This is a genomic window from Lysinibacillus sp. NPDC098008, assembly GCF_044760715.1.
Taxonomy (GTDB): Bacteria; Bacillota; Bacilli; order Bacillales_A; family Planococcaceae; genus Lysinibacillus.
The window spans coordinates 1-12,304 of the sequence record NZ_JBIWBA010000043.1 but is presented as its reverse complement, the minus strand read 5'-3'; the positions used below and the strand labels follow the sequence as shown (position 1 = coordinate 12,304).

Below are 12,304 nucleotides of genomic sequence, written 5' to 3'. Positions count from 1 at the left end.
CCAAGGCTTTATCCAAATGATTAATCAAACACCTGAAAATACGGTGAATAGGCTGTGCTTGAAACTCTAATTTTCTTTCACCGTATATATATATAACTTAATGCTTTTCTTCTATTCATTCATCTTCATTCCAACATTCAACGTCCCCAATATTCGGTATGTTTTTCTTATAAAATACTGGATCTTTACCTTGCTTACGTTGAGTTACATAATCGTGAATAACTGGCTTGGCAATTTTCCAAAGCTGCAAAATCGCGATTAAATTTATGATTGCCATAATACCCATAAATAAATCCGCTAAATCCCATACAACCTGGACCTTTGCAACGGAACCAAACATAACAAAAAGAACGACAAATATACGAAATACAAATAGGCTATTTTTTGACTCTTTCATAAATCCAATATTTGATTCACCATAGTAGTAGTTACCAATAACTGTACTAAAGGCAAACATGAATACAATAACTGCTAATAGACTTCCTGCCCAATCACCTAAGTTACTGACTAACGAAGCTTGCGTTAAATTTACCGAAGTAGCATCAGATTGGACATATGCATCACCAAGCAACACGATGGCAGCCGTTGCTGTACAAACTAATAATGTATCAATAAACACACCTAACGCTTGAATTAAACCTTGCTTTACAGGATGTGAAACAGATGCTGTTGCTGCTGCATTCGGTGCAGAGCCCATCCCTGCTTCATTGGAAAACAAGCCACGTTTAACGCCGTTCATGATTGCTGCCCCTAACATTCCTGCAAAGGCTTCTTCCAATCCAAAGGCAGACTTAATAATTAACATAAAGATGCTTGGAAGCTCCGAAATATTTAGGATGACAATAATAAGCGCGATGATAATATATAAAATTGCCATAGCAGGAACAATGACTTGTGTAAAGTTAACAATTCGCTTTAATCCGCCAAAGACGATGATGCCCGTTAAAGCTGCCATTATTAAACCTATAATAATACGATTAGCGCCGAAGCTTTCTTCAAAGGCAATTGAAATCGTGTTTGCTTGTACTGCATTGAAAATAAAGCCATAAGTAATAGTAATAACAATGGCAAAAAGAATACCCATCCATCTTTTATTTAAACCTTTTTCCATATAATAAGCTGGACCACCACGGAACAATCCCGTGTTTTTGTCTTTCACTTTATACACTTGTGCTAGCGTACTTTCAATCAATGCAGAAGCACTACCAATTAGAGCAATCATCCACATCCAAAATATAGCGCCTGGACCACCAAGGGCAATTGCTGTTGCAACACCAGCAATATTACCAGTTCCTATTCGAGAGGCAGCAGATATTGTAAAAGCCTGAAAAGAGGATATACCCTTTTTACCTGACTTATCTTTTGGTGCTGCTTCTGTAATAAGTTTAAACATTTCTGGTATCAATCTAAATTGAATAAATTTCGTTTTTAGAGTAAAAAATAGACCTACTCCAACTAATAAGATAATTAATACATACGAATATAAAAGTGTATTAATCTCACCAAGTATATGACCAAACCAATCCATAGTTTCACTTCCTTTATTTCAAAGTATCTCCTAAAATAAAAAAATAAAGTCGCTCTGTAAACACTACTATGTGCTATACAATGACTCCACCTTTAAAAATAAGATATCTCTGATTTTTACCACTTTTTTCAATAAATACAACTACGCATAAATTAAAGTATTTTACTATTTCAACCATGCTGATTATAACATGCTAATTATTCTATTAGCATGTTTGTTAAAATTCTGACTTTTATTTCTATTAGAGTAGCTAGGAGGGATTTTCTTTTTATTGTTTAACCCCACTTCAAAACATCGGATAAAACCAACATGTTGAAGTGGGGATGAGGAACCTCCCACTGATTGAAGGTTCATTTTATCATTCTCGCCATTTTCTATATTCATTTCGTTAAACTTTTAACTATCTATCCCAAAATGCTTTTTATACTCGGATTATCAAAATTGGCCCATGTAATATTACTATCAATATATCGAACCATTCTGTATGCGACTGGCTTAAACCCACACTTAGGCCAGAATGTTGAAGAAGCAAGATTTGTGATGCGCCAATCTGTTATCATGCTATCGTATCCCTTTTCTTGCATCATTCTATACCCTTCATTCATAAGCTTTTTACCAACGCCTTTCCCCATTTGAGAATAGTGAGTACCTGCAACGCTTAACTCTATCGCATTATCAGGTGTCATAAAATTGGCGGAAACAGGGCAATATTCCTGGAATCCTAATCCCCTCTTATCTTTTATTGCAATAATACATGTTTCATCACTTTCCTCTATTACATTGCTATATGCAGCTTTTATATTTGATACCATTTCAGGTAACGCAGGCTCAAATGTAGGGGCAGCAGTATGATATGATTGAATGATGCTAGACATTTCTCCTATCATTTCGCTATCCATTTTATTAGCTCTTCTAACCTCTGCATCAGATACATTGTTAAAAGGCTGATAATCCTTCATGTCCATTATCGCGTGTACTTGCTGAATAAAAAAGCTTAAGCATTGATAGGCATCATAGTACACTTGATTACCAAGAGGTACAACTGTGTAATGCATAAAGCAGCCTTGCTCAAGCCATAGCTTTGAAGCTTTGGCATATAAATTTCTTATAAGCTCAGAGGATTGATCCATTCGAATGGCTGTTCCCTCGTAGGGCACCCATATATGCCTGCCTCTGAGGGTGTCAATCTTGACCTCTCCGATTATATAACCTACTAGTTCATTATTTGTAAAAGCTCCTATTCCACTGACTTTATGATTAACAAACAATTTTTCAAGTATATCCGTTGCATATTTAACATCTAGACAACTATTTTTTAGAAATGGAAACACCTCTCCCTCAAACGTTTGCCTATGTATTAATAAATCAGCCATTGCGGGTATATCCTCAGGACAAATTGATTTGAAGCCATATATATTCATTGTTATTCCCCCTTTTCAGCAATAAAACCTTTATAAAATCGTCCTCAAAAAATTATTAGGAATTATAAAACCACCATCTCAATGCAAAATCCCCTTTGCTCTTGCCTCTTTCAGCCATTGAGGGAATTCCGTTAGCAGTCGATTATATAACTCCTCATCTGATATTTTATCGAAATCATCTAAAGCGAAAAAATCAGCATTATCAATAAATCTTCCTGGTAAATCATCTAATTTTTGTAGAACACCATAATTTGCATTTCCCAGACCAATAAATTGCCAAAATATATTTTGTTTAGATGCATCAGTTAAAATTTTAGCAATCTCCTTATCTTTATAAATTCCACCATCACTGAAAAAGATAATATATGCTGGTATATCCTTTCTAGGCTCTTTTTTTACATAGTGATGGATAATATCCTTCATGACAGGTGGCTCATTATTTCCTACACCTAGACCACCAAACATTTTAGGTATAGGATATGTTTGTTGAATATAATCCTCAAAATCTCTTTCTGTTACACTTCTTGCCTTCATAAATTTAGAACCAAAGAACCAAACATCTAATTCGCCATTATCATCCATACAGGCAGCAACAGCTAATACTCGTTCAAAGGCACGTTGAATGGTGCCTTTTTGATATAGTTGTGTCATAGAGCCTGATGCATCAAAAACAACTGCTACACGCGACTTTTCAAATGCAATATTTTTCTTTTCCAATGAAATTGAAACTTTCTTTTTCAGTAAATCAATTTTTGTTAAATTAACTTCTTGAATAGGCTCTTCAAGGGAAGCGGACGGGGTTTCAGGCTCTTCAACCTCTACCCCATACGATTCAGCTAAAGGCTTTAGCCCACCATTAAACCCTCTGCCAATCGCTCGGAACTTAAATTTCGCTTGGTGTCGATATACTTCTGCTAAAACCAATGCCCTTTCTTCAGTAGCATCATCAATTTGATAACAAACCTCTCCCTGTGCACTTTTTACAGTAATCCTTAACCCTTGAACAGTATTAAATGTAGCATTTCCTTCTAATGTTGCTGTAAAAAAGCAATGCTGAATAGTTGGTGAAAGCTGCTCTAGCTGAATCGTAAAAACTACCTTATTCATTTCATTCATTGTTAACCAAACACTTCGCTCTGGCTCTGTTTCTTGATTATAAAATACCATATAATCATCTGATGGAACCTTACCATTAGCGCCTACTAAAAAAGTGCTTACATCTAATACAGATGTAGAATTCCATTGCACTTCCACTATAATCATGCCGCTCTCTGCAAGAACCGTATTGCCACCCTTTTGTAGGGACATACTATTAGCCATATCAAAACCCCTTTATATACTGATATTTAAGAAAATTATAACATTTGCTATAGCAAAAAATAGCCATCTATCAAAGTTTTAGATAGATGACTACTTATTACATTTTGAGAAATACCTTAACATTAACCCCAAACTTCCTTCAATGTACTTCTAAATAATTGATCTAATATTGCTGTAGGGTTCTTTTTTTCAGTTTTCAGTGAGTGAATATATGTGTAAATTTGCTCCATTTCTAATTCTAAAAAGTCATTAACTATTTGAATACGTGGTTCAATATCTAGTTCATCACCTTGTAGCTTGCGCTTTAATAGTTGGTCGATTTCTACGTTTAATTCATCTGTTAAAGCTGCTTCTTTTATTAATGTATGAAAGCTAATCGGTGGAACTGCATTATACTGTCTTATCCATTTGCAAGCTAATATTGGGCGTAGTACATAAAAATACTTTTTGATTTTTACTTCTGATCCTTGTAGATATTCACGATAATTATTTTTTGCCATATTTAAATAATGATGAAGCATTGCATTTGGAGAAAATACCTCCGTTTCTAGCGCACGAAGATTGTCAATAAATGCGTATTTTTCATAATAAATAATGTCGCTTCTTAGCCATTCTAAAAGCGGCGGATTATTTTTTCTAAAAAGACGTAATGCCTTTGTAATCTCCCAACCACTTATATCTAATAAATCATTGATTGGCTCCTCAATAACATCTCGCTTGCTGCCAATTCCTTGAGGATCAATTGCAAGATACCATTCTGGCTGATGAATATAAATAAAACGAACATCATAATCACTATCCTTGGAAGGAAAGCCCCATGCTCGACTACCTGATTCAACAGCATACAAAATTTTTACTTTATATTTTTCTTCTATTTCTAGCAGCCTCTTTTGAATTATAGCTTTCATTTTACATTTCCCCCCTATACCTTACTTTTAAATCCTGCTATTAATATCTCTAATCCAAATTGAAACTCTTTATCCATATCCATGCTAGAAACATCAAATGGGAAACCTTTTATAGGAGCTGATGTACTTTCTTTAACCCTATACTCTTCAATAACAAATGAAGTTACATAGTTATTTAATATCCATGATGCCGAAAAGATACCCTCTATTTCATGCCTAATTGTTCAAATAAGTCATATATTTTTTGGATAAGCTTTAAACGGAATGGCGTTATGGGTGGTGTTTCAATAAGTACATAAGCCGAATCTCGTACTTGAAGTAATATTTTTCTATATTGACTCGTCAGCTCTATCATTTGCGTTTCCCATGAATCCTGATCATTTGGATAAATAACCTTTTTTACATACTTCATCTGCTATCAATTCAAGCAATTCCTGTTTATTTTTTATATGCCAATATAAGGAGGCGCCTTTTATATTTAATCTATCAGCTACATTTCAAATGGATAGTTTTTTAATACCCTTTTCCTGAAGAAGCTCCATAGCACAACGAATAATAGACGCTTTATCTATTTTCAATTGTTCATTACCATTCTTATTCTCCAAAGACCCCCCTTTATTTGACAAATATATCATTTTTATATTAATCTAACAACGCCGTAATCTAACACCGTTAGTTTCATAAAAGAAAGATGAGATAGATGTCTTTATCTATTGGTATTGTTGTAAGTATTACAATTATTTGTATTACTTCATTTATAGCAACCGCCACTGTTAAAGGAATGTCTTATATATGAATTGCATAGCATGTAATTTTTTAATATAACCTAGGAGAAATATTTTATTAAAATTTCAAGCATTTCTTTAATTTTACGGGGTTTACAAGCCATTTTCAGTATACCTCACTACACGCCCATATAAATTGAGTTGGCTGGGTAACATCTGCTCTATTTGGCATTGTTTACACGATTTATAGATCACCTAAATATGGAAAGGTAATAAAAATACATTTCTGGCTGCATATAATTGGTGTACCACTATTAGTATTAGGCATGGAGGCAATTGGCGGCCTATTATCTGGATTAGGAGGAGCATCCGTTATTGCTGGAGCTATGTTATTTTTCTTTTACTGCTTTAAAGCATGTAAAGCAGGCGAGGAATAAAGAAAAATTTTTAATACTTTTCAATAATAAAGGCAGGAGCATTATTTTTAACAGCTCCTGCCTTTTTATATTAGCTGTTCGCTGTCAGGTAAATTATGTTTCAACAACCTACCATGTTCACAATTTAGACATATATTATATATAGACATAATATAAATACATTGATATTATATAGACATAAATAATTGATTGGAGGAATTTAATGATGAGCCGAATTAAAAGAAACATGCATCAGAGCTTTGAAGATTATCAAAGATTTATTGTAAATCACCCAATCTATAGTGGAATCCCATATAATTTGGATAAAAATGGACATCCAGTTTGGCTAGCGCCAGCTAAAAGTGATATTGGTTCAGGAAGAATTGCCTGGTTAGATGCTAAGCGTTCGGAATTGAACATTGCACCAGAGGATGGATGGAGAGCAAAGACAGCACTAGCTATACATCCAATGAAAGAAAAACCATGTCAAGTTTGCGGAACAGTATTGTCATTAGAGTATGTGTATCCAAATAACGGGTTTATCAAAAAAATGGAGAAAAAAGGTTACGAAATGAACTACCTTGAGGACATCCGAGTTAGGATGAAGGTAGAAAAGGAAAATGCCAATATTGAATTTTTTGAAGCCTTATCAAAAGTGCTAGGCAACCAACTGAATATAAATGATGATTTACCAACTCTCATTAATACTGTAATGGCTATCGGCTCATCAAAAAAATTCCTTGGTCCTGGGGCAATGTCTAATTTCCCAGATCGTCTTGATGGCTTCCACTCATACAATCGTTGTTGTCGTGGAACTCAAGATAAAGGTCGCGCTAAATCTAATTTAAATAGATATGGACAGGACCGCCGTGCCTATGAAAACTGGTCTGATGGAAATTGGAAGGCTGCCGACCGATTAATGCGTGAATTCAACAAGCATCATGTAAGTGCTGACCATATTGGACCTATATCTTTAGGCTTTAGACATGATCCTCACTTCCAGCCTATGACCGTTTCTGAACAAGCTACAAAGAATAATCGTATGACTTATGCAGATGTACAAAAATTAATGGAGTATGAGAAAAAACATGGTCCTGTTATTAGCTGGCATTCTAAATATGCTTGGAACCAGCTAAAAAACACAATCACAAACGATGAAGATGCAAAAGAAGCTAGTATGCTATTACGTAAGAATATGCATTTTATCTTAACAATACTAGCAAATATTTATGAAAGCTGTGAGAGTGGAGCAGAGTTTTTGTACAATAAAATTTTAGTAAATCAAATTATGTATGCATATGCAGATTACGAATTTGAAGGTTTTGATCCTGAAACTGGAGAATACAAAAAAATGAATATTATTCAAAAAGGACGAAAGGAATACGACAATAATGCTAAACGCTATGTCCGTAAAGCCTTTGAAGCACTAGAAAACTACTCATCCAAAGAAAATCGCTGGTATCACAATTTCCTACCTCATTATAAAAATGAACTCTTATCAATCCATGCCCTTATCGAAGCTCATGAATTTGAACAAGCATTTACTGAATTACAAACTCTCTTCGAAACCCACGCAAAATATTTTTGTAACTTAACAAAATAACAGACAGGAGCCCAACTAATCTGTCTATTATCAAAGCTATTTAGTGGATAAAAAAAACGAACTACTACGAAGCGCTATCTAAAGCTCAACGTACTAGTTCGTTTTTGTTAATGAATATTTTTTTGCCTTATTTTAATGGGATCAACTATTTGTAGTTCTTATCTTTTTTAGTTAAATATAAAACTTACTTATTTATGGTGTGGTTCACCGTATCAATCTAAAGGCAATGGAAGTATTTTATGGCTTAGGCATATGCAGAAAAGGAAAGATACAAACAAGCACAGGAAAATGTGTAAGCCATAATACATTTCGTAAGTGTGTAATGCAAAATAAAAGTGCAGAGTATTGCAATACACTTGGCGTTGTAACTTTACATGGAGTGGCGGGCATGATAGCCTCGTTTAGGCAAAAGCCAGCCCTTGATATAGCTGGCTCCGAGGCTTTTTAATCATGCTCGCAGAGGCTCCGTGTCAAGTTGCAACACTCTGCATTTGCAATTGCACTACTGTGTATTTTTTCATTGCAAAACACAGTAAGGGAGTCCAAACATAAAATAAATAGCATTGGTTTTATTTAAGACGTTCTCCTTTGGATCACAAAAATTGAATTAGCAACACAAATAGGGTACAGAATCATGGTTCTCGTACCCTATTTTTTATTGATTTATCAAGTTTTTTAGAGAATTATCATAGTCAATCGCATACCGAATCATTTGAACAACATAGCAAAACCATTAGAGTTCATCATACCAAAGAAAGCCTTTTTCACACTATAATTAAATAATTGAGATTCTAAAAGGAACACCTAAACCATTTAACCAAATCCTCTTTTATCTTTTTTATTGTTGTATTTGCTTTTTTAACGAAATGATTCGCTCTTTGGGAAGATTTGTTTTTTCTGCTATATAATCAATTTCCTTATGCTCTTTAAGAAGTTCAATTGCTTTAAATATATTATCCAACGCTTCTGCTTGGCTTCTTTTCATAATTTCTTCGTATAATGGTGTCATTTTAATCACCTCTAACATTTTATTGGTTTCGTCTTCCGATAAAAATTTATGCGAAACGGTTATAATAAATGAAAGAGCCTTCGTTGGTATATCTTTATTTGGAATTTTACTTGCGATTTGAGCAAAATCCAAAACTCTTTCCGAACATTTTACTTATGTCTTCGTTGGAGGCAATAAAAATAATTTCCTCATATCAGCATTTGATAAAGATTCTCCATTTTCTTCCTTCATCCATAAATCTTTAACCAATGCATCTACATCTTGATTACTTAGAAATATAAACTCTGGTTTTCGAGCAACACACAGCACTTCACATGCGTAGACTGCTATCTGTAAGTAGCTAATTTTAAATTGATGGTAGTGGAATTTACCCATTTTTCTTTTCATCGTAGGCAACTAATAGACTTTTTACTGATTCGAATGTTGATTCAAAATTCAGTAATAGAGGATTAAGCTCCGATTCAAAAGCAAAGTAATCTCTTAATGCCTTATTAATTATGATACTACGTTCCTTTCGATTATAATGTTTGAGCTTATTATAATTTTCCTCATCTATGTAAACATTTTCAGTGGTTTCGTTGGAATAGATAAAGATTTTATTTAGCACATTTATAACATCCATTAGTCGCTTTAAACTACAATCTAATTCTTGTATTTCCTTTGTACCTCTAAGTTGTTTTGCCATTTGTTCTAATAATTCTATATTATCACTACTCATTTTTCCCCTCCATGAATTTTAACCTCCATAGTATAAGGGAAAAAATATCGTTTGTCAAAATATTCCATATAGTCAAAAAGATAACTCATGTTCTTTTTAGTCAACATGAGTTATTTTAACAAAACTTATTCCAATCGGGACTGTTCAACTAACTTACCTATTTCAATTCCCAATGCATTTGAAAGCTTAAATATTACTTCAATACTGGCATTTTTACGTTTACCCTTTTCTAACCTCATAATAAAAGAAGCACTTACACTTGATTTTTCTGCCAACTGATTAAAGCTCAATGACTGCTCTTCTCTTTTCCGACGTAATTCATTGGCAAAGCCCTCAACAAATAAATCTTCACTATACAATTCCTATCACCTTCCCTGCTTTTCTAAAAAGAAACCTGATGTACTGTATCCATTTATCATAGCTTCTTGTAAAAAAACTATTACTTTACTACAGTAGTTTTCGAATTATTTCTACGAAGCAATCTATAATATAACAACTTCATTATCAGAAAGGAGATGTATCGGATTGGATAGGGAACAGTTTTACAACACCCACCCAGATGAAAGAGTTGATATTATCAATAAAATGCTAAAAAATAGTAGTTTAAAAGAAATAGCAAAGAAGATAGGAGTCCCCGAATCCTCTTTTAGCAAAGAAATGACCAATGGAGACTATGTTTATATTAAGCGGGATAATCAATATTACAAATATATTCGGGACAAAAGCATGATAAGTAACAATCATCAGCAGTCCCAAGATGTAATTAGTTTTATTGAACAGAATATGGAAGTGTTAAAAGCAATCATTAGACATCATGAAGATAGTAGAAATATGTTAATACTGGATGAGCAAGTCTACAGTAAAAAGGCAAAATATATGAACAAAAGCATTAAGATGAATAGTGAGATTTACGACAAGTTTGTTAAATTTTGCGAGGAAAAGTACCCCTTTTTGACGCTTCAAGACCTTGTAGCTCAAGCCCTTCTTGATTTTATCAATAGATATAAATAAAAGTAGTGCCAGCCCCGCTGCACTACTTTCTTAAGAGAATGATTACTTAATAACATTCCAATTATTATCATATTTTACACCAGGTTTTCCGATAAAGATAACCGCAGAGTCACCAACAGCCGTAATCTTTACTTGACGATTTCCAAATTTCAACATTTTGTTCATTTCATTCTGAATATTTGTTCCTGTAAATCCTTTGTTCACAATATCATAGACTTGTGGAACTTGGTAGAATTTGAATAGTTCTTTTGCAACATAAGGGATTTTGTTATATTCAGGAACATCTTGGCTTCTCCAGAAGTCAATTTGAATAGATGCATCATATGGTTGGTCATCAAGGAACACTTTAATCGGCGTGTCGCCATATGCTTTCTTAAACGGGTTGTAAATAGCACCCGTACCACCCGTATTCAAGAAGCCTAATTGCTCGTCTAAGATTTGAGCGTTTTTGGCTTTATCAGAAGTAGCCGTTGTGTTAATCTTTGGAGCTACCCAACCTGCTGGCGGAGCATACGGATCTTTTGGTTTAAACTTATCATTTATCGTTCTTGACATCATGACAGCAAATTCTGCCCTTGTTAGTAAACTATTCGGTTTAAAAGTTCCATCTCCATAACCAGTTGCAATTCGATGAAATGCTACAGCTTGTATGTATGGATAAGCCCAATGATTTTGAGTCACATCTTTAAACTGTTTTAAAGATTCACCTTTTAAATGATAGGCTCTTGCCAAAACCGATGACATTTCAGCTCTTGTAACATAGGCATTCGGTTTGAACTCACCATTTTTTATAATATCCTTGAAAATTCCCTCGGATACAACTGTAGATACAATATCATAGTATTTATAGTCCTTATTAATATCCTTTAATCGTGGATCTGGTCTATTTTTCAAATCATAATTTCCATCTCTTGTTACCATTAATGCTATCTGAATTCTTGTGAGATTTGCATTTGGTTTAAATGTTCCGTCTCCAAAGCCCTGAATTATTCCTTTATCCGTCAAAAATTGAATTTCTTTCACGGCCCAATACTTTTCATTAACATCCTTAAATACAGTTTTTGCATTAACAATGGTTTCATTACCAATAGAAGTTAACATCAATAAAATAATGAATATTGAAAATAACTTTTTCATAACAAACCACTAATCTCCTTTACAATTCAAATAATACACCTTACCTCTTAAGATTCTTATCATCAAAACATATGTTTCCCCTCCTTCCTCAGAGGCAAATTTAACTCTATATTACCATATTTCTATAAAGTCATCCTTGACTATTTACGATAAGTTTACGCTACCTAATTGTGTGATTGTTTAGTTTGCAACATGCTTTGGAACTAATTGAGGAGTAAAATTATTGGGGTGTAAAAGACCATGAAACCATTTGATGAAGATGTATTGCATACAAAAAGAATCACCCGAAGCCTGGTAAGCGAGGTGATTCCACATGGATCTACTTATTGCCGAACTGAACCTTTAAAAGTTCAGTTACCTAATAGGGGAGCAATATTGCGAGTATCGCACCTAATTTCAATATAACCAATCTCTGGTATGTCAACACTAAACTAGACAATTTTTTTAAGGTGTCTATGTTTGTACTCAATTGGGCTTTCATATCCAAGGGTTCCATGAATTCTTATGC

11 protein-coding genes are annotated in these 12,304 nt (G+C 33.9%); 2 read left to right on the top strand and 9 right to left on the bottom strand.

Annotated features, from left to right (window positions below; genetic code table 11):
- Positions 1 to 115: 115 nt before the first annotated feature.
- The 5 genes from ACIQVU_RS19680 to ACIQVU_RS19660 all read right to left on the bottom strand — a co-directional run bounded on the left by ACIQVU_RS19680 (position 116) and on the right by ACIQVU_RS19660 (position 5,589).
- On the bottom strand, positions 116 to 1,528 hold the full coding sequence (locus tag ACIQVU_RS19680; RefSeq protein WP_340808430.1) for an alanine/glycine:cation symporter family protein: 1,413 nt from the start codon (positions 1,526 to 1,528) through the stop codon (positions 116 to 118).
- Positions 1,529 to 1,932: 404 nt separating this feature from the next.
- Positions 1,933 to 2,901: a GNAT family N-acetyltransferase gene (locus tag ACIQVU_RS19675; protein WP_402896922.1), complete on the bottom strand. Its 969-nt coding sequence runs from the start codon at positions 2,899 to 2,901 to the stop codon at positions 1,933 to 1,935.
- A 126-nt stretch (positions 2,902 to 3,027) separates the two neighbouring features.
- Positions 3,028 to 4,269, bottom strand: a complete 1,242-nt coding sequence (locus ACIQVU_RS19670) for a vWA domain-containing protein (protein ID WP_340808432.1) — start codon at positions 4,267 to 4,269, stop codon at positions 3,028 to 3,030.
- Between the two features lie 122 nt (positions 4,270 to 4,391).
- Entirely contained in the window at positions 4,392 to 5,177 is a 786-nt protein-coding gene (locus ACIQVU_RS19665; protein WP_340808433.1) for a nucleotidyltransferase domain-containing protein, read from the bottom strand.
- Between the two features lie 205 nt (positions 5,178 to 5,382).
- Positions 5,383 to 5,589 carry a TetR/AcrR family transcriptional regulator C-terminal domain-containing protein gene (locus tag ACIQVU_RS19660; protein WP_340808434.1) on the bottom strand — a complete coding sequence of 69 codons (207 nt, stop codon included), beginning with the start codon at positions 5,587 to 5,589 and terminating at the stop codon, positions 5,383 to 5,385.
- Positions 5,590 to 6,541: 952 nt separating this feature from the next.
- Between ACIQVU_RS19660 and ACIQVU_RS19655 the strand changes: the two genes are divergently transcribed.
- The gene (locus tag ACIQVU_RS19655) at positions 6,542 to 7,921 is read left to right on the top strand and encodes a hypothetical protein (protein WP_340808435.1); all 1,380 of its coding nucleotides are present in this window, start codon (positions 6,542 to 6,544) and stop codon (positions 7,919 to 7,921) included.
- Between the two features lie 838 nt (positions 7,922 to 8,759).
- On the opposite strand, the gene ACIQVU_RS19650 is transcribed toward ACIQVU_RS19655, so the two are convergent.
- The 3 genes from ACIQVU_RS19650 to ACIQVU_RS19640 form a co-directional block, all read right to left on the bottom strand.
- Positions 8,760 to 9,062 (bottom strand): hypothetical protein, encoded by a 303-nt coding sequence (locus ACIQVU_RS19650; RefSeq protein ID WP_402896920.1) that lies wholly within the window; start codon positions 9,060 to 9,062, stop codon positions 8,760 to 8,762.
- Positions 9,063 to 9,297: 235 nt separating this feature from the next.
- Positions 9,298 to 9,648, bottom strand: a complete 351-nt coding sequence (locus tag ACIQVU_RS19645) for a hypothetical protein (RefSeq protein WP_402896918.1) — start codon at positions 9,646 to 9,648, stop codon at positions 9,298 to 9,300.
- Positions 9,649 to 9,773: 125 nt separating this feature from the next.
- Positions 9,774 to 10,007: a helix-turn-helix domain-containing protein gene (locus tag ACIQVU_RS19640; protein ID WP_402896916.1), complete on the bottom strand. Its 234-nt coding sequence runs from the start codon at positions 10,005 to 10,007 to the stop codon at positions 9,774 to 9,776.
- A gap of 166 nt (positions 10,008 to 10,173) precedes the next feature.
- Here ACIQVU_RS19640 and ACIQVU_RS19635 point away from each other — a divergent pair, with 166 nt between their 5' ends.
- Entirely contained in the window at positions 10,174 to 10,659 is a 486-nt protein-coding gene (locus ACIQVU_RS19635; RefSeq protein ID WP_402896914.1) for a hypothetical protein, read from the top strand.
- A 42-nt stretch (positions 10,660 to 10,701) separates the two neighbouring features.
- On the opposite strand, the gene ACIQVU_RS19630 is transcribed toward ACIQVU_RS19635, so the two are convergent.
- A complete protein-coding gene (locus ACIQVU_RS19630; RefSeq protein WP_402896912.1) occupies positions 10,702 to 11,796 on the bottom strand; it encodes an S-layer homology domain-containing protein in 1,095 nt (364 codons plus the stop codon).
- Positions 11,797 to 12,304 lie beyond the last annotated feature (508 nt).

What these genes read in the sequence shown, in the direction of transcription:
- ACIQVU_RS19680 (WP_340808430.1), bottom strand. Translation starts at nt 1,528, where the DNA reads ATGGATTGGTTTGGTCATATACTTGGTGAGATTAATACACTTTTATAT.
- ACIQVU_RS19675 (WP_402896922.1), bottom strand. Translation starts at nt 2,901, where the DNA reads ATGGCTGATTTATTAATACATAGGCAAACGTTTGAGGGAGAGGTGTTT.
- ACIQVU_RS19670 (WP_340808432.1), bottom strand. Translation starts at nt 4,269, where the DNA reads ATGGCTAATAGTATGTCCCTACAAAAGGGTGGCAATACGGTTCTTGCA.
- ACIQVU_RS19665 (WP_340808433.1), bottom strand. Translation starts at nt 5,177, where the DNA reads ATGAAAGCTATAATTCAAAAGAGGCTGCTAGAAATAGAAGAAAAATAT.
- ACIQVU_RS19660 (WP_340808434.1), bottom strand. Translation starts at nt 5,589, where the DNA reads ATGAAGTATGTAAAAAAGGTTATTTATCCAAATGATCAGGATTCATGG.
- ACIQVU_RS19655 (WP_340808435.1), top strand. Translation starts at nt 6,542, where the DNA reads ATGATGAGCCGAATTAAAAGAAACATGCATCAGAGCTTTGAAGATTAT.
- ACIQVU_RS19645 (WP_402896918.1), bottom strand. Translation starts at nt 9,648, where the DNA reads ATGAGTAGTGATAATATAGAATTATTAGAACAAATGGCAAAACAACTT.
- ACIQVU_RS19630 (WP_402896912.1), bottom strand. Translation starts at nt 11,796, where the DNA reads ATGAAAAAGTTATTTTCAATATTCATTATTTTATTGATGTTAACTTCT.